General features: G+C 40.7%; 17 protein-coding genes, 1 rRNA gene and 2 riboswitches. All 18 genes read right to left on the bottom strand.

Translation table 11 applies throughout. The features are described 5' to 3' along the window. Window positions 1–79: ribosomal RNA gene (locus tag JI665_RS27420) — 16S ribosomal RNA — on the bottom strand; the annotation flags it as partial. A gap of 324 nt (window positions 80–403) precedes the next feature. Continuing rightward, window positions 404–2461: a glucose-specific PTS transporter subunit IIBC gene (gene ptsG, locus JI665_RS27415; RefSeq protein ID WP_206846001.1), complete on the bottom strand. Its 2058-nt coding sequence runs from the start codon at window positions 2459–2461 to the stop codon at window positions 404–406. Window positions 2462–2682: 221 nt separating this feature from the next. Then, entirely contained in the window at window positions 2683–3525 is an 843-nt protein-coding gene (gene glcT / locus JI665_RS27410) for a glucose PTS transporter transcription antiterminator GlcT (RefSeq protein WP_206845999.1), read from the bottom strand. A gap of 121 nt (window positions 3526–3646) precedes the next feature. Continuing rightward, window positions 3647–4975 (bottom strand): NCS2 family permease, encoded by a 1329-nt coding sequence (locus JI665_RS27405; RefSeq protein ID WP_206845996.1) that lies wholly within the window; start codon window positions 4973–4975, stop codon window positions 3647–3649. Window positions 4976–5104: 129 nt separating this feature from the next. After that, a riboswitch (purine riboswitch) is annotated at window positions 5105–5206 on the bottom strand. Between the two features lie 85 nt (window positions 5207–5291). Continuing rightward, a complete protein-coding gene (gene guaA, locus JI665_RS27400; RefSeq protein WP_206846007.1) occupies window positions 5292–6812 on the bottom strand; it encodes a glutamine-hydrolyzing GMP synthase in 1521 nt (506 codons plus the stop codon). Between the two features lie 219 nt (window positions 6813–7031). Further along, a riboswitch (purine riboswitch) is annotated at window positions 7032–7133 on the bottom strand. A gap of 71 nt (window positions 7134–7204) precedes the next feature. Next, the gene (locus JI665_RS27395; RefSeq protein WP_206845995.1) at window positions 7205–9409 is read right to left on the bottom strand and encodes a transglutaminase TgpA family protein; all 2205 of its coding nucleotides are present in this window, start codon (window positions 9407–9409) and stop codon (window positions 7205–7207) included. Next, a complete protein-coding gene (locus tag JI665_RS27390) occupies window positions 9409–10623 on the bottom strand; it encodes a DUF58 domain-containing protein (RefSeq protein ID WP_206845994.1) in 1215 nt (404 codons plus the stop codon). The genes JI665_RS27395 and JI665_RS27390 overlap by 1 nt, the downstream gene beginning before the upstream one ends. A 1-nt stretch (window position 10624) precedes the next feature. Continuing rightward, window positions 10625–11581, bottom strand: a complete 957-nt coding sequence (locus JI665_RS27385; protein ID WP_206845992.1) for an AAA family ATPase — start codon at window positions 11579–11581, stop codon at window positions 10625–10627. 186 nt (window positions 11582–11767) lie between these two features. Continuing rightward, entirely contained in the window at window positions 11768–13225 is a 1458-nt protein-coding gene (locus JI665_RS27380; RefSeq protein WP_206845990.1) for an esterase/lipase family protein, read from the bottom strand. 167 nt (window positions 13226–13392) lie between these two features. Next, window positions 13393–15087, bottom strand: coding sequence for a transglutaminase domain-containing protein (locus tag JI665_RS27375; RefSeq protein ID WP_206845989.1), 1695 nt, complete (start codon window positions 15085–15087; stop codon window positions 13393–13395). A gap of 327 nt (window positions 15088–15414) precedes the next feature. After that, entirely contained in the window at window positions 15415–15786 is a 372-nt protein-coding gene (locus tag JI665_RS27370) for a hypothetical protein (protein WP_206845987.1), read from the bottom strand. Window positions 15787–15916: 130 nt separating this feature from the next. Next, the gene (locus JI665_RS27365) at window positions 15917–16465 is read right to left on the bottom strand and encodes a DUF5381 family protein (protein ID WP_206846006.1); all 549 of its coding nucleotides are present in this window, start codon (window positions 16463–16465) and stop codon (window positions 15917–15919) included. Window positions 16466–16552: 87 nt separating this feature from the next. Further along, window positions 16553–17083 (bottom strand): DUF5381 family protein, encoded by a 531-nt coding sequence (locus tag JI665_RS27360; RefSeq protein ID WP_206845986.1) that lies wholly within the window; start codon window positions 17081–17083, stop codon window positions 16553–16555. 114 nt (window positions 17084–17197) lie between these two features. Beyond that, entirely contained in the window at window positions 17198–17749 is a 552-nt protein-coding gene (locus JI665_RS27355; RefSeq protein ID WP_206846005.1) for a DUF5381 family protein, read from the bottom strand. Continuing rightward, window positions 17742–18554 carry a hypothetical protein gene (locus JI665_RS27350; protein WP_206845985.1) on the bottom strand — a complete coding sequence of 271 codons (813 nt, stop codon included), beginning with the start codon at window positions 18552–18554 and terminating at the stop codon, window positions 17742–17744. Before JI665_RS27350 ends, JI665_RS27355 begins: the two co-directional genes overlap by 8 nt. Before the next feature lie 9 nt (window positions 18555–18563). Further along, window positions 18564–19712: a glycine zipper domain-containing protein gene (locus tag JI665_RS27345; protein WP_244671341.1), complete on the bottom strand. Its 1149-nt coding sequence runs from the start codon at window positions 19710–19712 to the stop codon at window positions 18564–18566. Window positions 19713–19851: 139 nt separating this feature from the next. Beyond that, the gene (locus JI665_RS27340) at window positions 19852–19995 is read right to left on the bottom strand and encodes a hypothetical protein (RefSeq protein WP_019382387.1); all 144 of its coding nucleotides are present in this window, start codon (window positions 19993–19995) and stop codon (window positions 19852–19854) included. A gap of 40 nt (window positions 19996–20035) precedes the next feature. Next, window positions 20036–20338, bottom strand: a complete 303-nt coding sequence (locus JI665_RS27335) for a WXG100 family type VII secretion target (RefSeq protein ID WP_009336194.1) — start codon at window positions 20336–20338, stop codon at window positions 20036–20038. Window positions 20339–20454: the final 116 nt, after the last annotated feature.

Below are 20454 nucleotides of genomic sequence, written 5' to 3'. Positions count from 1 at the left end.
TCCCATCTGTCCGCTCGACTTGCATGTATTAGGCACGCCGCCAGCGTTCGTCCTGAGCCAGGATCAAACTCTCCATATAAGAGTTGATTAAGCTCATAAATTGTCTTTTCAAAAAAAGACTAAAGAATTAACGTTGACGTTTTTGTTCGTTCAGTTTTCAAAGATCAATGCGCCGCTCAGAAGCGACTTTATTAATATATCATTTCTCAATCACTTCGTCAACAACTTTTTTAAAACTTTAAAATCTTGTTAACGTCTCAAGCGACTGTTTTTCTATAATATCACCTATTGCCCAGAAGGTCAACAAGTTATTCAAAAAAAACAAAAAAGATTTTATTATGCATTTAAATCAAAAGAAACCAGCTGCTTAAAATACAGCTGGTTTCTTCTATATTATATATTACTATTTGGAGATGACAATGATATCTTTTTCTTTAAGGTCAACAGCGCCTGGCTTATTAATCTTGATCCCTTCACCCTGTTGAAGGTTTGTGAATACGATTGGCGTGATGATAGAAGTTGCATTTTTCTCGATATAATTAAGATCCACTTTCAACAATGGCTGCCCTGCTTCTACACGGTCATTTTCAGCAACTAATGCTTCAAATCCCTGTCCTTTCAGGTTTACTGTATCAATACCTACATGGATAAGGATTTCTCGGCCTGAATCTGAAAGGATGCCGATTGCATGCTTTGTCGGGAACATGTTAACGATTTTCCCATCCACCGGTGATACAACAGTTCCTTCTGCAGGTACAATCGCAAAACCATCGCCCATCATTTTACCCGAGAATACAGCATCAGGTACTTCTGTGATTGGTTTGATTTCTCCTTTGATCGGTGAAATGAAAAGATCTTCCTTGTGCTCTGTCTGAAGAGCTTCAGGATTTACTTCTTCAATTTGCTGTTCAACCCCGCCTTCTGGCGCTTTTTCAACCGTGCGCGGTCTTTTGCCGCTCATGATATCTTTCATTTGACCTTTGATTGTTTCAGATCTCGGGCCAAAGATAGCCTGGATGTTGTTTCCTACTTCCAGTACTCCAGATGCACCAAGTTTCTTCAATCGTTCTTTATCTACATTTTTAATATCGTTTACCGATACACGAAGACGAGTAATACATGCATCAAGATGAGCGATGTTTTCTTGTCCGCCCATAGCATCAAGAACTTCATATGGAAGATCTCCGCCTTTACCTGAAGAAGCTGTTTCTTCATCTTCTACTTCTTCACGGCCTGGGGTCATTAAATTAAATTTGCGGATGGCAAATCGGAAGCCAAAGTAATAGATTACAGCAAATACTAATCCAACCGGAATGACAATCCAGGCATTTGTCTGAGGGTTGATTAAACCGAATAAAATATAGTCAATCAAACCGCCTGAGAAAGTCATGCCTATTTTCACATCCAGGAGATGCATGGTCATGAATGACAGACCTGCAAACACTGCGTGAACCGCAAACAGGATAGGAGCCACGAATAAGAATGAGAACTCCAGCGGCTCTGTAATACCTGTTAAGAAAGAAGTTAACGCAGCAGATGCCATAAGGCCTCCGACTACTACTTTCTTTTCGGGGCGTGCTTCATGATAAATTGCTAATGCAGCTGCAGGAAGACCAAACATCATGAACGGGAATTTACCAGTCATAAATGTACCTGCAGTAAGGTTTTGTACATTGTCACTGATTTGAGCCATGAAAATACGCTGATCACCGCGAACCGTTTCCCCTGCATTCGTTACATACTGTCCAAATTCATACCAGAATGGAGAGTAGAAAATGTGATGAAGACCAAAAGGAATCAATGAGCGTTCAATTAATCCAAAAATAAACGCGGATAGAGTCAAGTTCGCATGAACCATGTTTTGAGAGAAAGCATTTAACCCTTCCTGGATTGGCGGCCAGATAACCAGCATCAGCAAACCAAGTACTACAGATGTTGCAGCCGTAATAATTGGAACAAAACGCTTTCCGGCAAAGAATCCCAAATAGGATGGAAGTTCGATTTCAAAAAACTTGTTATATAATGCAGCAGCGATAATACCAACAATGATACCGCCGAATACACCTGTCTGCAGAGTTGGGATTCCTAAGATGTTCGCATAATTAAGCCCATTTACATCCTCTGCAGTAATTCCTGCAGCCGTTCCCATTGTCACATTCATAATTAGATAGCCGATGATGGCAGCAAGTGCGGCTACACCTTCACCGCCTGCCAAACCAACAGCTACACCAACTGCAAATAGAACAGGCAGGTTGGCAAAGACGATATCTCCTGCTTTTTGCATAACCTGAGCAACGATTTCAACTCCGCTGTTATCCAGGAATGGAGCCAGCTCAAGCAGTGCCGGATTTTGCAAAGCCGCCCCGATAGCGAGCAGTATACCCGCTGCCGGCAGTAATGCTACTGGAAGCATTAAGGCTTTTCCGACTTTTTGCAGGACGCCAAATATTTTCTTAAACATATGTTAACCCCCTAAAGTTTTTTACTCATTAAGCGTTTTCATTTAATAGCGGCAAGCATTAAAAAAATAAAAAAGGCATGAGGAAAAAAAGGATAGAATTCAGGTGTATACAAGGGTATCATACCCTATTTACCTAAATTCAATTACCTTTCTTCACTCATGCCTGATCGAATCAGTAACACGTAAAGACTTGCCTGTTTCTTGACAAGATAGTATCGAAATTAATTTATTTTCTTTTGAAGCCTCTGCAGATGCATTGTCAGATAAACAGCTTCTGCATTAAAGACTGGTTTTTTTAATGATTGCTGCATTACTTTAATGAGCTTCCAAGAGAGATTGTAGCACACCGGATATTCTTCTTTCAAGAGGGAAGTTATTTTTTCCGGTTCTTCAACCACCTCGCCTTTGTTAACCCGTTCAATGGTGAATCGGATATGGCGGACAAGCCTCATATAATCGATACTGTCTTTATCAATTTTAATGTCCAGCTGTTCTTCAATCATATTCACTAGATGGGTTACCAGCTGAGAATGCTGATTGACTTCGGATAAATCGCGGTTCATCACAGCACTGTGAACATGAAGGGCAATGAACCCGATCTCCCCTTGAGGCAAATAGATGCCGGTTCGCTGTCCTATAAGGTTTACAACTTCGCTGGCAATTTCGTATTCAAATGGGTAGAGTGTCTTAGTCTCAACAAGAAAAGGATTTTTCATTTCCATCCCTTTTTTCAGACGAGTTATCGCAAACATCAAGTGATCGGTTAGCGCAACATGAATATGTTCATTAAGCATGGAGTTCGCCCTCTGTTTAATCAATTGAATCGAGGAGATAATCGTTTCAAGCAATTCATTATCCACAAAAGGCATCAGTTTAATATAATTCTCCTGCTCTTTTTCATTTTTAAGCACAAAGAGCTTTTCAACCAAAGCAGAGTCGATTGGCTGGCCAGACTTCCGGCTGAAGCCAATCCCCTTGCCGATAAGAACGACTTCTCCAAATGACTCGTGGCTGCCAATGAGGACATTATTATTAAGCACTTTTTTAACCTTATACTCACCCATTCTCTTCTCCCCGCCCATTAAACAAATGTACTCTCATGGTATTAAAGCCTGTCCGGGAAGTCAACGGATTGATTTGAATAAAATAAAGAGACCCGCATCCAAGCGGGCCCAATCCATAATATTACTTTAGGAAAATGAAATACAAAACAAATATGACGAACAGCACATACATGATTGGGTGAATCTCTTTTATTCTCCCTTTTACAATCATGGTAATTGGATAAAAAATGAATCCGATTGCGATTCCTGTTGCGATACTGTAAGTTAATGGCATTGCAATAATAGTAAGGAAGGCTGGAACTGCAATTTCAAACTTTGTCCAATCAATGTTGCCTAATGAAGCAACCATCAGTACACCGACAATGATGAGCGCCGGAGCAGTCACTGCAGAAGTTATAACCTCTAATAGAGGAAAGAAGAATAATGATAACAGGAAGAATCCCGCTGTTACAATCGATGCAAATCCTGTTCTCGCACCTGCCGCAACCCCTGATGAAGACTCAATGAATGAAGTTGTCGTTGATGTTCCGAATATCGCGCCTACTACTGTTGCTGTTGAGTCAGCCAGAAGTGCTTTACCTGCACGCGGCAACTTATTCTCCTTCATTAGGCCTGCCTGGTTGGCAACACCCACTAAAGTACCCGCTGTATCAAAGAAGTCAACGAATAGGAATGTCAGAACAACGACCAGCATGCTTGTTGAGAAGAATGAAGGGTCGCTATATGCCCCGAATGCCGCTCCAAACGTTGGAGCTACACTTGGCACGGAATCAACAACCTTTCCTGGAACATCAATCAGGCCGGCAATCATTCCAACAACAGTCGTGATTACCATTCCTATAAAAATTCCGCCATTCATTCCTTTTGTCATGAGAATAACTGTTATGATAATCCCGAAAATAGCCAGAAGCACATTCCCATCAGTAAAATCGCCTAATCCAACGAGAACTGCATCATTATTGACAATCAGCCCTGCACTCTGAGCGCCGACAAATGTAATAAACAAACCGATTCCGGCACTGACCGCATACTTCAATTCTGCAGGAATCGAGTTAATGATTTTTTCACGCAAACCTGAAAGTGATAAAAGGATAAAGATAATCCCTGAGATAAGAACCCCGCCTAGTGCATGCTGCCAAGGAATTCCCATCGTTAATACAACAGTATAAGCAAAAAATGCATTTAATCCCATACCGGGAGCAAGCGCAATCGGATACCTGGCCAGTACCCCCATCAATAGTGATCCAATTGCCGCAGCTACTGCTGTCGCCACGAATACTGCACCATAGTCCATTCTCATGGCATCCGGCAAATCTGGTATATCCATTAACGATAAAGTAATCGGATTAACGACCAAGATATAAGCCATTGCTAAAAAAGTTGTAAGTCCGCCGATAAATTCACGACGGTAGTTAGTACCAAGTTCTTCAAACTGGAAGTACTTCTTCATTTCTCTTCCCCCTATTGGCTGTCTTTATTTTTTTCAATAAAAAAAACTCCGGGTTGACTACCGGAGCATTGACAACTGGGCTCGTGCTTGCAATAGGGGAAAACAAAGAAGAATAATGGCAAAAAACATCCCTATCTGCACTTACCTCGTAGTCAAGCTATTTACGGTAGCTCGGTAGAAACTTTTGGGCCATATCCCCAATATTATACGACGTAAAACGACATATTTAATTCTTCTTTATCATAGCACCTCAAAAAGTCCTAGTCAATAGAAAAAGCGAACATTTTCATGTCCGCATTTTCTTAATGTTCGTATTTTATTCCCACTCGATTGTTGCAGGCGGCTTGCTCGTAATATCGTAAACCACTCTGTTGACATGCGATACTTCATTAACGATCCTAGTTGAAATAATCTCCAGTACATCCCATGGGATACGTGCCCAGTCAGAAGTCATACCGTCAATGGAAGTAACCGCACGGATTCCAATAGTATAATCATAAGTTCGGGCATCTCCCATTACACCGACACTGCGGATATCAGGAAGAACCGTGAAGTATTGCCAAATGTCGCGATCAAGCCCTGCCTTTTGAATTTCCTCGCGCAGTATGGCATCAGACTCGCGCACAATTTCAAGCTTATCTTCTGAGATTTCCCCAAGTACGCGGATACCTAGTCCCGGACCAGGGAATGGCTGTCTCCAAACGATTTCATCCGGAATGCCAAGCTCCGTTCCCAACGCACGCACCTCATCTTTAAACAGAGTGTTAAGCGGTTCGATCAGCTTGAATTGCATATCTTCAGGAAGCCCGCCTACATTGTGATGAGATTTAATCGTTTGAGCAGTTGCTGTTCCACTTTCAATAATATCCGTATAAAGTGTTCCCTGTGCAAGGAAATCAATGCCTTCAAGCTTGGCTGCTTCATCATCGAATACATAGATAAATTCATTGCCGATGATTTTACGCTTTTGTTCAGGATCGCTAACCCCTTTAAGCTTATTCATAAAGCGTTCCTGGGCATCCACTTTAATTACATTCATATTGAATCCATCAGCAAATGTCTTCATGACGCCTTCTGCTTCATCTTTTCTCAGCAGGCCGTGATCCACGAAAATACAGGTTAGCTGATCGCCAATTGCTTTATGAATAAGGACGGCAACAACAGATGAATCAACACCGCCGCTCAATGCACAAAGAACCTTTTTATCTCCAACTTCCTGGCGGATCTTCTCCATTTCAATCTCAATGAAGTTTTCCATTGACCAATCGCCTGTACAGCCGCAAACGCCGAACACAAAGTTTTTCAGCATATCATTTCCGTGAACTGAATGGCGAACCTCAGGGTGGAATTGAACAGCGTATAAACCGCGCTCTTCATTGCTCATAGCTGCAATCGGGCATGATGGATTTGTACCATCCACTGTAAAACCAGCGGGAGCCTCTACGACAAGATCGCCATGGCTCATCCAGACCGTCTGTTCTCTAGGCAGATCTGTAAACAACTTGGATTCATTTTCAATTTTCATGATCGCCTTTCCGTATTCACGGTGTTTCGCAGGTTCTACTTTACCATCAAAATGCATAGTCATCAGCTGCATGCCATAGCAGATTCCGAAAATCGGCAAGCCCAGTTCAAAAATTTCTTCATCACAGCGGAAAGCATTTTCGCCGTAAACACTGTTGGGACCGCCAGAGAAAATAATCCCTTTTGGATTCATTTCTTTGATTTCCGCAGCTGTAATCGTATGCGGATGCAGCTCACTGTATACGCCAAACTCACGGATTCTGCGTGTGATTAACTGATTGTACTGGCTCCCAAAGTCCAGTACTACGATCATTTCTTGATTTTGAAGTTCTGTTTTCCCCGTCACACTGTTCACCTCATTAAATTTGTTATTTTACTTTTAGTCTTCTCTCCTGCAGGTAAAATATCTAGTCAAAATATAATTTCTTTGCAACTCATATAACTGCCAGCCAGAAGCTGGCCAATAAAAAAAACCGGAACTCTTTCTCCACAAAAAAAAGTGAAGGCAGAATTTCGGTTTTCACGTATAGCAAAAAGCTTCTTCTGCCTTCATAGTCAGATCATTTACGGCGATCCGGTAGAGACTTTCGAACCATATTATCGAGGATATATGAAGGTTGCATGATTTAATTGTAATACTCGGCAAAATCCGAACAATATGCCGCTGTCTTATTTGCCTATTGTAACAACAGCCCCAAATCCCGGTCAAGCTATTGTCTTTTTAATTAAATTTTCCCACAATTCTTTCGTGTCATTCCAGCTTCCTTCTTTTAGAACTCCCCTGTAAACAAGTTCTTCGTAGTGGGCTGTCAGCCTGCTCATTTCCTTTGTTGAGAAAAAGCTGTCTATATATTTGGCATACTCCCTTAAGGTTTGGCCCTTTTTCCGCTTTAGCCCGTACCGGTCCAATTCTTTTAAAAGAATAAGATAAGCTTTAGGAAAATGCTCATCATTATTTGTCTTTTTAAATCTCCAGATAAAATAATGCGGCATCCATTTTCCCCTCTTCTGGAAAAGCACGAAAACAAGCACACCTGCTGCCAATATCGCTGCTGCGACTACTTTCCAATTATCTTTTAAGAAAGCTCCCAGATTGTCCCAAAGCTCTTTTACCGAAAACGGCGATTTTTCTGCCGATGCTTCATCAGGCATGTCCGGCTTAACAGGAGCCTCAGTCTCGTTTGGCTTTTCCGCTTCCGGCTGGCTCGTATTTTGGCCTGCGTTGTCAAAGTTAAATTGTACATTATTATTGAACCCCTGAGTTGGTTCAAATGGAACCCAGCCCATTTCAGGGAAATAGATTTCCACCCATGAATGGGCATTGTTATTTGTTACCTCAAACAAGCGAAGACCAGACCCTAATGATTGCTTGAATTCTCCCTCTGTATAGCCCTTAACCCACCTTGCCGGCAATCCAATGGATCTGGCCATTACCACCATGGAGGAGGAGAAATTGTCGCAATATCCCTGCTTGGTATCAAATAAAAACTGGTCCACATAGTCCTCATTTTCATCTGGAACAGCTACGTCTGTCTGGCTGTAGGTAAATTCTGCCCTTCGGAAATACCTCTCAAGCTCCCTTGCTTTTTCAAACCAGTCCGGTTTCTCTTGAGTAATTTCCAGAGCAAGTTCCCTGACTCTTTCAGGCAATTCTTCAGGCAGCTGTGTATATCGCGCCATAAATTCTTCAGGCAGTGATTCCGCGTTTGCCCCGGCTTCCTTCATTGCAGTCACACTGTATTCAGGCACCTCGAAGCCTAACTTATATTCTTCCAATGCAGATGGCCGTCCGCCATCCAATGTCCGTATTTTTTCAGTGGCCGTTTCCAGCTCATAGGTAATGAACTGCGAAGCTTTAATACTATTTACCCCTAATGGATACACAACATGAGGGTAATTCATAAAAGTATAAACGGAGCTTACTTCTTCAGTGGTTTCAATTGCATCGTTATCGATGAAGGATGTAACCGGAATTTCTTCTCCCATTCCAAACGGAAGATATTCTCCTTCAGCCTGGGATGTAATCCATCCTTTGCCTGTATATGCATCTTTTGTTTCCACCTTCCAGTAATGGCGGGACTCCACTTCCGCCCTGAAGACCACAGCGTTATCTCCAATAAAAGGGCCACCAAGACGGGAATCATCTTCACCATAGCCGATTTTCTGAATACCCGGGCCATCACCGCCGCTATTTTGTCCATAGGACTTAATAAACGGAACAGGATCGGGCCAAATCGGTTCTGCCTTAGGTGCTGCAAACCCTAAGCCGGTACTCAGAGCGATCAGAGCGGTCAGCGGAATCATCCATTTGCGCGACAGGGAAGCTTCTTTCTTCAACCCCTCCTGATCCAGGAGACGGTTGAACGTTAAGATGCCCATAACCGCAAAGCCCGCAATAACTGTCCTGACAATCGCCGCGTCTGCCGTGTAAGGCGTAAAGGTATCCAATACACTTATATAAATGAGTGTCATGAAAAAGAAAATGAAAATCCGCCTGCGATTGATCAGCCAGTACTGAATCAAATAAGTCATCAGCCATAGCAGAATGAAAAAGAGAAGGCTTCTGAATAGATTTGTCATGCCAGGCCATTCTCTATCAGCTATTAAACCAAAGTTGTGCACCATGTCCGATGCAAATACGGATATCCATGAAAATTGGAAAAAGGATCCCTCAAAGTACAAATAATGCAGTTCATAGAGAATATAAAGCACCTTTATAAAACCGCTTAAAACAAGGCCAACACTGAAAAAAGCCAGCAGAAGCGATAGTATAAGGAACACGAGGAAAACAATGACATTAGATGTGTCCGTAAGCTCTTCAACCGGACGCAGCCATTCCCATAATAAGAAAAAGCCCAGAACATAAAGAAGAAACGAGGCAAAATCTTTCGGTACCTTTGGAGAACTCATCACTTGTTCACCCCCGAAAACACATCTGCAAACTGTCCGTTATGAACCAGAACTACCCGGATTCCCCTGGCATTGGCGGAGGTTTTGAGCAGTAGCTCATCCCCGGAAGGAGATTCATCCTCATTTTTTATTAAAAATATAGATACAACCCCTTTCTTGGACGTGAAAAACCCGGCTTTCTCTATAAGCGCTTTTGTTAATTGCCCTGTAACAACCATCAGCTGACTGTTCTGCTGCAAAAGAAAATGCTCTGCTTCAAGAACCCGGTCCACTGCAGCTGCAGAATCATCCTTTATTTTTGCCAAATGATAGAACAGCTGAAGCTGGTGTGCTTCACCGCCTCTGATTGGAAAAGCTGTCCGCGTTGCTGCAGAGGTCAAAAACCCAGTCTGTGCTCCTTTGCGAAGAATCGCCCTTACCATGGAGGCTGTAAACGAAACGATGGCCTCAAATCGGCTATCCGGTGCACAATCCATGAGGATATAGACGTCATGCGATTGCCTTTGTTCAAATTCTTTGGTCATAATATCATTGCGCTTAGCAGTAGCTTTCCAGTTAATCCAGGAGAATCTGTCTCCCGGCTGATACTCCCTAATGCCGATGGCCATGGAAGTATCCCTTTGCACCCGCTCTTTTGAAGCAGTCATTCCCTGATCATAATGATGCGCCATAGGCTTATAAATGATTTCCTCATATGCCGGGTAGACAATCATCCGGCTCTCAGCAGGGGCTTGCCTTTCTTTTTCTATTAAACCGAGCAAATCACCTGTTTTCATACGGATGGAGGCAAAAAAATGCTCACCCCTCGGCAGGCTGTTAATCCTGTATTGAAGGGACATTTCCTTCTGAAACCCAGAAAATAAAAAACGCTTTGCCTCGTTTGATTTCCTGGCATGCTGCAGCTGTTCACTCATCTCATCCTCTATGACCAGATACAACAGAGGAAAAGCTGTTCTTCTGGTAATCTTCAAGGTAATAACTGCCTGTTCACCTGCATTGAATTCTGCTTTTGGCAGGATACGCTCCACCTCAAAGTCGTTTAAAGAATAAAACGACAAGCCAAGTGCGTAAAGAGCAAAAGGAAGAAAGCTGTAAAACAAAAACCAGCTTACAAACCCGCCCTGAAACATCGCATATGAAAAGGCGAACAGAATAAGCAAAAATAACACAATCAGCTTCCAGACACCTTTCAGTGTATTTAACAGCTGTTTCATTTTACTTCACTAACCTTTGTACTGGAACAGAAACCCTGGCAATGACCCGTTCTACTACTTCTTCAGCGGTAATACCCTCGAATTTCGCCTCAGACCTTAAAATAATCCGGTGGACAAAAACAGCAGGCGCCAAATACTGAATATCATCCGGAAGAACATAATCGCGGCCATACATGAATGCGTAAGCCTGGGCTGCTTTCATTAAAGCAATCGAACCGCGGGGGCTTGCCCCTAAATACACACTGCTGTGGTTTCTGGTCTGATTGGCAATTTCCACAATATAGCGTTTAATCGTCTGATCGACATGCACTTCTTTAATTTCTTGCTGGAGTGAGCGCAATTCAGTTAAATCTATTACAGATTCCAGATCTTCTATCGGCGGAATCCGCTGTGCCCGATTCAGGACCTCCATCTCATCAGCGATATCAGGATAGCCCATTTTCATTTTTAACAGGAATCGGTCCAGCTGAGCTTCCGGAAGCGGATAAGTTCCTTCATACTCGATCGGATTTTGCGTCGCCATAACGAAAAAGGGTTTCTCAAGGCGATGTGTCACTCCGTCGATGGTTACGCTGCTTTCTTCCATCCCTTCAAGAAGAGCAGATTGCGTCTTGGGAGAGGTTCTGTTGATTTCATCTGCTAAAATAATATTGCCCATAATGGGGCCCGGCCTGAACTGAAATTCCATTTCCTTCGGATTATAGATGGATACACCTGTCACATCTGAAGGCAGCAAATCAGGCGTGAACTGGATGCGCTTAAATGCGGCTCCGACTGATTTAGCCAGTGCACGCACCATCATCGTTTTCCCGACACCCGGCACATCCTCGAGCAAAACATGGCCTTCCGCTAAAAGTGCCACTAAGCTTAATTCTGCGACATCCCGTTTGCCGATCATGACTTTTTCAATATTTCCTAATACCCTCTCAATTGCAGGGTGCATTTGATTTCTATCCATGTGAAATCTCTCCCCTTTATCTATATCTCGCATTCCATTAATTTACATTACCCTGAATTTAATTCTAACCTATTATATATTCGCTGTCGCGTTAGAAACTCCTGTGTTTTTCTTAGGATGATTCTCCCTTATCCCTGGGTTTTCAATAAAAAAAAGACTGCTTCTCAGCAGTCAAAATACATTACATTACTTATATCGTTTTCCACTTTGATCTACATAGAAAGATTCAATGATGGTTCTTTCAAACGGCTTGCCATTTTCAGTCTGTCCTTTTACTTCTGTTGTCACATTGTATACACCTTCCTGTGTAAAATCGCTTTCGATCATGAGGCCAGCCTTTTCTCCTTTGGCTTTTTGCTTCAGTTTTTTCCCTGAAGGATCAAACCCGAATAGGATCCATTTTGTATTAAAGGCTATATGGCTTTTCGCAGACTTTCCCAGAATTTTATCATTTAACGGGCTGTCCAGTGCAATAGTGTATAGGTATGAAGCATTTGCCGGAGCCTTTAACACCCAGTTTCCAGCTTTAGGATAATCTATTTCAAACGGATGAACCCATGCTCCTTTGAAAAACTCGGATTCTTCCTGATACACTTTTTTCGTTTTATATTCCTTGCCATCCGGACTGATCAATATTAAATCGGGCAAATTCTTTTCACTTAAAAAAGAAACAGTCATGGATTCTACATTTTCCTCCACGGTAAACTGTTCACTTATTGCATTGACAGCTTTTCCGCCTTTTACAATGGAATGAGTGCCAGGCTGTCTGGCAGCGGATTCAGAGCGTGCTGATGAGAAACCCGCAGCAGGCTGAGTGATAGAGGTATAGGGCCTGAACACCGGAAATGTATGGGATCCTTCCCGGATGGTTGTATGATTCCAGCTGCCTTCCTGAACAACGGATGCTCCTGGCAAGCGGGAATTAACCGCCGTAACGACGCCATCGCTTTTTCCATACTGGCTCAGATATAAGCCTCCCCAATATGATGCACTGCCAAATGAACCCCATTTAGTGCCGCCAAGTGTATAATATCGATTTTTTTCAGCATTCTGATGGGAATCTGTAAGGCTTCGAAAATGTTGCATATTACCTGTCTGCAGGGATTCGGTTGCTTCATTATTGTTGCCAAGGAGGGCAGCAAGCCACCAGGCCGCGCTGCTGTGAGCCAGATCTGCGAGCTGGGTGCCATGATGGGGGGAGGATAGGGAGATAACATTTGATACATATGGGTGGGCACTGTAATGAACAAGCGCTGTCTGAATATCCACCCCGCCTTTGCTATAGCCGATAACTGCAAGCTTCTTTTCACCGAAATGATGGTAGATTTCTTGAAGCTTTTCAGCCAGAATTGCACCATTCGTCCACATATCACGGTCATGATGAAGGTCAATGAATGCTGTTTCATACCCATTTGCCAAAGCCACTTCATACATATCATTCCCTTCATGCCAGACAGCTGATGAATTGTTATAGCCGTGTACAAACACAAGAGGTGATTTGGAAGGATCAATGCTTGAAGGCGCTTCTCCAGCATACCAATAACCCGGAGTTCCACTGTCATCACCGCCAAAACCGCCAGCCTTCACCATACCAGGGAAAATCAGCATCATACAAAAGATCACTCCTGCCATTTGTTTTATCAAGCTTTTCCCCTCCTTAAAGGAGATCCGGACGGAAGTCCAGTCAGTTTGATTTTATAATTTTCAGAATATTTATTGAAGGGTCTTTCGATATAATTTCCACCCATTTGAAAAAATCGGCCAAATATTGAAAAAAAAGCCACAGGAACAAGCCCGTGACTTTATAACAATTAATAGGATACACCTGTGCGGTTATGTGTTTTTTCAAACTCTTCTTTATTCGGATCAAAGTATTTTTCATTGAAAGCTGCCACGAATTTATCATCTTTAATATATCCCGCCCCCCATGTAGGATCCATAGTAAGCCAGCTTCCATCCACTTTCACTTCCACCCATGCATGCTTCTGCGGCCAAAATCCGCCGAAAGCAGTCCCTTCGACAAAACGGGCTTCCATATTGCTGGCCCGCAGCAGGGCAATGGCAAGATACGAATAATCCTGGCATACGCCCGTTTTGGAATCCAGTGTTTTGAGTGCACTATCATCCCAGCTGAAATCATCTGTTTCAAGCTTATTCACATCATATGAAATGGTTTTCGCGACATAATCATAGACGGCCTTCGCTTTTTCCCTTTCACTGCTTATGCCTTCTGTCAGTTCTTTCGCCAATTCAGTAATTTGCGGTGCATCTGACTGGACGCCTCTTGAAGGCAGAAGGTCCCGCTTATCCCCGCCTGTTGACTCCACCTCAAACTTGGCAAATCCATAGTAACGAAAATAATCACTGTTCTCTTCTTTGATTTCCGGCACACTTAGTGTGACTTCATATGTGCCCGGGCCGAATCTTAAGTAAAACGAATCATCAAATGTGAAGTCTTCTACTGGGATAACATCCAGTGCTTCATCCTCACCCTTTTTAGTGGTAATGTAAATATGATCGGTTTCAGGCCCGAATTCTGCCTGCGGATCAATTTTTCCTTTGACAGTAAAAACACCATCCGATTCCTCACCGCCATATTGAGGATACTCAAGCGCCACTCCCCGCTCCTCATACGTTTTAGAATATTCGATAGGGCTCATTGTCCTATCTGACTCATTGTCTATTAAGATAGTTGCTGCCGTCTGATAATAATTTTCCCTTTCCTTGTCAGGAACAAGCACCTCAAGCTCGTGAAGTCCTTTTCCATAGAATAAAGGCACCTCATAAGAGAACTTGCCGTCCTTAAGCGGAATGACATGCTTCCACATATCCGATTCCTTATTCAGCTTAAGCATGATCGTATCGCTGTCTGACAGGCTTCCTGCTTCCCCTTTTAAATTGAATACTTCATTGCCTTTTATATAGCTTGATTCAATATCCAGTACCAGTTCTGCCTCCTGGCCAAACGGAGTATATGTCATATCCCGTTCTGCATTTGGATTCACATTGTGGATAGTGAACGAGGCAAGATCGTAATAGTAATTCTTACTATCCGTGCTTGGAAGCTGTACGGTTACCTTATACTCGCCTTCCCCATTAAAAAAGCGGATACTCTGCTTGAACTTCCCTTCTTTGATGGGTGTGTAATATTCAAGATCGTTCCCTGCCGGTCCATCCTCTGTGGAACGAACCTTAATCCAGGCATAGTCTGATTTTAGCTCTGAGTACTTCTCAACCTCTCCCTGCACAGCCACCTGGCCATTTGCAGCAAACTCCTTATATTCCGGATTCTTCATAGCCGCTCCGACTTCCTCACTGTAAGAAGTCAGCTCCAGAGGTTCAAGCTCGAGTTCCTTGTTTTTCTCTTTAACCAGTTTTTCATATTTGTCTTCTTCCTTTTTCTCTGCTTTTGCCTCTGAACTGCTTTCTGAGCTGCTGCAGGCTGAGAGGAAGAGGAAGCTGGTTAATACTATCATCAATAGGGTGATGGGGCTTTTCTTTGGCATGGGGTCCTCCTTTTTGTTTCATTAATTCTAAATTTACATACGTACGTTATCCCTTAAAGTTTCAGAGACTCAGCACTCTTGGACTTTATGCCATCAATTATGGATAATAATAAAATGAGCACTCCCCACATCAAAGCCAAAACCAAAAGAACTGAACCCCCTTCTTCACTCCAGCTCGATTTGTTTGTATAGAGGAATATGATAGCTATAAATAACACCAGATTACTTTTCCAAAAAAATGAGAATCCTTTCTTTAATGAGAATTTCTTTTGTTCCTCTTTTGCAGTCAAGATCTCTTTTCCCTCCCCAGATTATTAACTACTTGTATTAATTAAAAACAGCAAACACTCCGAACCCCGTAAAGAAAAGAAAGATAAAGAAAGATACAGATGCCAATTTATTAAGAATGAGAGGGAGTCTATTTAACAAATTTTGAATATGATAATTTATACCTGAGGTGATAATAGCAATATACTTAAAACAATAGTCAAGAAAAGTCCTAGGATGTTCATACACATTCACTTCATAAAGGATAATAACTAGTTTCTGAGCGAAAATAGAGAAAAAGGCAAAAATAGCATTTGCTGTAATCATTAGAGCAATATAAGAACTTGGAATTGGTATATCTATCCCGGTCAGCATTAAAGAGAGTAATGTCCAAATCAGAAATACTGCTGCAAAGGCGATTAAATTTTTCATATTATTCTCCTTCCGATAGGGGAGAGAGGGCTAATCTCAAAACAAAAGCTCTTTATAGGGGTTGACCCTTAAAGAGCTGCATTACAGTTCCTAAATTCAAAGTAATTATCAAAAACTTAGACAAGCTTTACTAAATCCTATGTTCCTGCCTAACATAGTTATCTTCTTCTCTTAACTTATCCAGATCGATTTTCCGATCCCATACTTTCCTGGCATTGTCAGTCATATAAGGAAAAATGTATTGATCAACAATCACCTGAAAATCACCATCATCCAAGAGATTATAGGTGCGAATCTTTATTTTTTTATCATCGAAGGTTTCAATAACAATATCGTTTATAAGGTTTAATGGATTTCTTATCAAATCAATATTTCGGATGTTCTTTATTAAAACAAGGCATTTTGGGGCAATAACTGTTCCGTTCTCTCTGGGAACAACTTTTAGCAAAACCTTTCCTGGAATAAAACCTGGCAGACTCCAGAGTGTGATATAGAAATAAAAAGGGGTAAATATTATCCCTCCGCCAAGATAGAATAAGGAGTATTTAGAATTAAATTTTAATCCATGTATAATTAGAAAAATGCATGCAATTAAAAATCCTGCCGTGGCTAGAAACATTAATACATAATAAAATTTGGAGCCTTTTATAATAACTGCATCCCCTTTTTTCTGAACCATTGACAAACAATACTCACCCCTTTGGGACCAGGCAGAGAAACTAAAGAAGAGAGATTCACACAAAAATCATTATTCTTCCTTTGGTTCTTACCTCTCATAATTAGCTTGATGCCGAAGAGTATCCAAGTTTATTTTTCGATCCCAAACTTTTTTTGCATTTTCAGTCATATAAGGATATATATATTGGTCAACTATTATCTGATAGCGAAAATCACCAATCAGGTTATACGTGCGAATTTTCATTTTTTTATCATTGAAGGTTTCAATAACAATATCATTAATTAAATTTATTGGATTCCTTACAAGATCAATGCTTCGTATATCCTTAATTGGAACAATGCCTTTTTTTGATTTAATCACACCATTTTCTCCGGGTATAATGGATAGCAAGATTTTACCCGGGATTAGGCCTGGTAAATTCCAAAGTGTGATGTAGAGATAAAAAGGAGTGAAAATTATTCCTCCGCCAAGATAGAATAAAGAATATTTAGAGTCAAACTTCAATCCGTGAACAATTAGAAAGATACATGCTATTAAAAAACCTACAGTAGCAAGAGACACCAAAATATACATGATGTTTGAACTCTTTATTGTTATATGATCTTTGTCTTGAACCATCGATATATAATAATCCCCCTTTAGATTTGAGAAAAATAAAAGGAATCACTTCTTTTCCGCCCCTTGAGAAAGCCCTCTCTTATGAGAGGACTTGTTAAACAGATTCAATTTATCTTATTCAATTTTAGGTTCTTTTCTCTCGTATCTTGCCACATTACGAAGACGTTCAAGATCTACCTTTCGATCCCAAACCTTTTTTGCATTTTCAGTCATATATGGATAAATGTATTGATCTACAATCATTTCATAATCTAAGTCCCCAAGAAGATTATATGTTCTAATTTTTATCTTTTTATCATTGAATGTTTCAATAACAATGTCATTGATTAAATTTAAAGGGTTTCTTACTAAATTAATATCTCGAATACTACTTATAGGTACCGTATCTTTTTTAGCATTAACTGTTCCTTTTTCTCCCGGGAGTATTTTAAACAAAACCTTTCCTGGCATTAATCCAGGCAGACTCCAAATAGTCAAATAAAGATAGAAGGGAGATAATACGATTCCTCCGCCAAGATAGAGGAAAGAATATTTAGAATTAAATTTCAGTCCATGTGTAATTAAGAAGATACATGCAAGTAAAAATCCTACTGTAGCTAAAAACATCCATACATACATGAACTTAGAACTTTTTATTAATACAGCTTCTCCTTTTTTCTCAATCATGGACAAGAGGAATTCCTCCTTGGACAGAATTGTTAAATAATAGGTTTCTAATAGATGTCTCGTTTGCCCTTTGAATATTTAAATCTAAGTTATCGTCTCTTGTAATCATCCAGAAGTCCAATTTTCCGGGAACAATAAAAATTAGGTCAATTAAATCGGGATTTTTTGCAGAGTCATATTTAAGACTAAGTAAGCTATCCATTCTTCCTTTTCTATTGGAAATATCTTTTAAAAACTCAAATGAGAAAGAACCATTAACCCTATTTTCCCACTTTTGAGCAGTAGATTCAGACAACGAATCCGATTCACTCATATCACCTAGGAATTCTTCAAATTCTTCATTCTTCAAACTAAAAAGCACTTCATCCTGTAAAGGCAGCTTGCTAATATTGAAGAAACCTTTAATACTTGTTATTATATTTTCTGGTGTGAATTTGGTAATATAATGTACTTGATGGTCATGCAATAACTTATGAAGATAAACTTCCCCATTTCCAAAATGAAAAGATATGTTTTCTTCCCCTTCGAACTTTAAATCAAATCTAGAAGCTTTAACCGTCTTCTCCGCATTACTAAGAATATTAATATGAGCCTTATAGTTCTCTTTTAATCTATATTGATTATTAACCTCTACGGCCATATCTTTTGCCAGCAAAGAGCGAGCCGCAAATTCCAGCATTAACTTCAATTCGGAATCTTGAAGTGAAGGAAAATACGTCTCTTTCATAGATATTCCTTCTTCATATAATCCTTCACTATAAAATGCAAAAATTAGTTCCTCAATACTTAATTGAATGGTACTCATATTGCCTCCTTAAAAAAACGATAATTTTTTATCTAAAAACCCTTTTGCTCCATCTAAAAAAGATCCAGCTGTCTCCTTAGCCTTTGACAGCCCTTTTCCAATATCTTTAATTTTTCCTACCGGATCAGAAATTGTTTCTTTAATTTGTTTATTTACAATATCAATACCTTTATTTGCTGCTTCAACAGCTTTTCCAGCTTTCTCAAATCCACCTTTAAAAAACTCGACTCCATGGTGTAAAGGTTCCTTAATAAGGATAGCACCTTTTTCAGCAATTCCAGCAGTTAATTTAGCAGCCTTCTCTCCAATAATTCCACCAACGAATGAACCAGCAGCTGCACCCACAACTGTTCCAACCGGTCCAACTAAACTACCTAAAGCTCCACCTATTACTGCACCTGTAATTGCTCCTCCTGAGATAGCTACTGTATTATTAACAGCATTACCAATCGCTTTAGCATTTTCACGCTTCAAAACATCCGGGTTATTTCCGTACTTAGCATAGTTCTCTGAAATTTTAAGCCCCATTCCTCCGACTTCCATTGCACCGGTTAAAACAACTGTACTTAATGCATTTGTTTTAGCGAATTTGGCACCAGTACTAACAAAAGATTTGAACGTAGTTGGATTAAAAGTTTTATATTTAATTTCATCAAAAAAGGCTCTGGAGCTACCCGCAAACTTCGCAACATCATCCGGAAGGTATTTCGCAATTTTTCTATGAATTAAATCCGCAAGTGGTACATCTCTATACTTACTTCTCAAATATAATGGACCCAGGAACGCTCTTGCCATCGTTCCCAACTTTTTAGATTCGTCAATTTTATCTGTTACCTTCTGAAGGGCCGCCATATGTTTATAGGTGAATACACCATCAGCATCCTTAATAAATTGAGTAAAGCCCAACCCGTAAAAAGCAAGCTGTTTTGTCATCAATGCTCCGAGAGCTGTTACGGCACCATATTGCTCATATAGCTTATACAACTTACCGACCAGATTATCTGCGTCAGCAAATTTATTCGCGACCATTCTCAGGTCAATCTCCATTTCACTGAGCTGCCCAACCAGCTGATTACCAGTACCCCAAGGATCCCCTACATGATAGAAGCAATGCTTGTATTCCGGCGGAGCGCTGTTAATTAAATCTGCAAGCTCCATATGGAGATTTCTGTATTCGTCTTCAATTCTGGACAAACGAGTAACCAAGTCATTTGCCAGGTCTTCCGGGCGATCAGGATTTACAGATATTTCATTTCCCATTTCAATACCTCTTTTCTTTTCGGATTAGTTCTTCTAATTAAATTAAATTAATTATTTGATACCCAACTATTAATACTTGAATTGGCAATATAAAAAGGTCTGCACATCCCGGCACCGCTTCGCCATCATATCTTTTATTCTTATCATAAGAACCTTTTTTCTTCTCTTCATTATTAGACATAAAAACCCATCCAATCTTTATATTCTTCAATTCAAATTAATTATTTTTCCTTAAGCCTGGCCAATCTCTCTAATTCTCTTTGTCTTTCAATTTCTTCTCTGACTCTGTCAACTTCATTCGCAGCGCTTTCCAGTTCTCGGCTGATGTTATAAAGGTTATCAGAGTGCCTTTGGAAGAGGACACCTGCTTCTTCCAATGCAGAATCAAATTTGTCCCGGGCTTTGCCTTTCCATTCATCTGCATGGTTTTGGACACTTTGCTTTAGTTTGAATTCCTCTGTCTTGATATCATCTGAAGCTGTCTGAAATACCCTTGCCAGGGCTCTTACATGTGATGAGTTCATTTTGACACCCCATTTTTAAAGTTATTCTATCCAATAATTTCTAAGTCTCGTCATCTGGCTATTCGGCGTAGACATTTTCATTTCTTTCATCCCTAATTCTTTATTCTATTTTTAGA

Origin of the sequence: Bacillus sp. NTK034, assembly GCF_017303275.1 — a bacterium.
Classification (GTDB): Bacteria; Bacillota; Bacilli; order Bacillales; family Cytobacillaceae; genus Cytobacillus.
This window is presented reverse-complemented; position numbering and strand designations above follow the sequence as displayed.

Excerpts from the sequence above, each read along its gene's own strand:
- JI665_RS27355 (WP_206846005.1), bottom strand. The coding sequence starts at position 17,749 with ATGATTGAGAAAAAAGGAGAAGCTGTATTAATAAAAAGTTCTAAGTTC.
- JI665_RS27360 (WP_206845986.1), bottom strand. The coding sequence starts at position 17,083 with ATGGTTCAAGACAAAGATCATATAACAATAAAGAGTTCAAACATCATG.
- JI665_RS27385 (WP_206845992.1), bottom strand. The coding sequence starts at position 11,581 with ATGGATAGAAATCAAATGCACCCTGCAATTGAGAGGGTATTAGGAAAT.
- JI665_RS27370 (WP_206845987.1), bottom strand. The coding sequence starts at position 15,786 with ATGAAAAATTTAATCGCCTTTGCAGCAGTATTTCTGATTTGGACATTA.
- guaA (WP_206846007.1), bottom strand. The coding sequence starts at position 6,812 with ATGATCGTAGTACTGGACTTTGGGAGCCAGTACAATCAGTTAATCACA.
- JI665_RS27350 (WP_206845985.1), bottom strand. The coding sequence starts at position 18,554 with ATGAGTACCATTCAATTAAGTATTGAGGAACTAATTTTTGCATTTTAT.
- JI665_RS27395 (WP_206845995.1), bottom strand. The coding sequence starts at position 9,409 with ATGAGTTCTCCAAAGGTACCGAAAGATTTTGCCTCGTTTCTTCTTTAT.
- glcT (WP_206845999.1), bottom strand. The coding sequence starts at position 3,525 with ATGGGTGAGTATAAGGTTAAAAAAGTGCTTAATAATAATGTCCTCATT.
- JI665_RS27405 (WP_206845996.1), bottom strand. The coding sequence starts at position 4,975 with ATGAAGAAGTACTTCCAGTTTGAAGAACTTGGTACTAACTACCGTCGT.
- JI665_RS27375 (WP_206845989.1), bottom strand. The coding sequence starts at position 15,087 with ATGCCAAAGAAAAGCCCCATCACCCTATTGATGATAGTATTAACCAGC.
- JI665_RS27335 (WP_009336194.1), bottom strand. The coding sequence starts at position 20,338 with ATGAACTCATCACATGTAAGAGCCCTGGCAAGGGTATTTCAGACAGCT.
- JI665_RS27345 (WP_244671341.1), bottom strand. The coding sequence starts at position 19,712 with ATGGAGCTTGCAGATTTAATTAACAGCGCTCCGCCGGAATACAAGCAT.
- JI665_RS27340 (WP_019382387.1), bottom strand. The coding sequence starts at position 19,995 with ATGTCTAATAATGAAGAGAAGAAAAAAGGTTCTTATGATAAGAATAAA.
- ptsG (WP_206846001.1), bottom strand. The coding sequence starts at position 2,461 with ATGTTTAAGAAAATATTTGGCGTCCTGCAAAAAGTCGGAAAAGCCTTA.
- JI665_RS27390 (WP_206845994.1), bottom strand. The coding sequence starts at position 10,623 with ATGAAACAGCTGTTAAATACACTGAAAGGTGTCTGGAAGCTGATTGTG.
- JI665_RS27365 (WP_206846006.1), bottom strand. The coding sequence starts at position 16,465 with ATGGTTCAGAAAAAAGGGGATGCAGTTATTATAAAAGGCTCCAAATTT.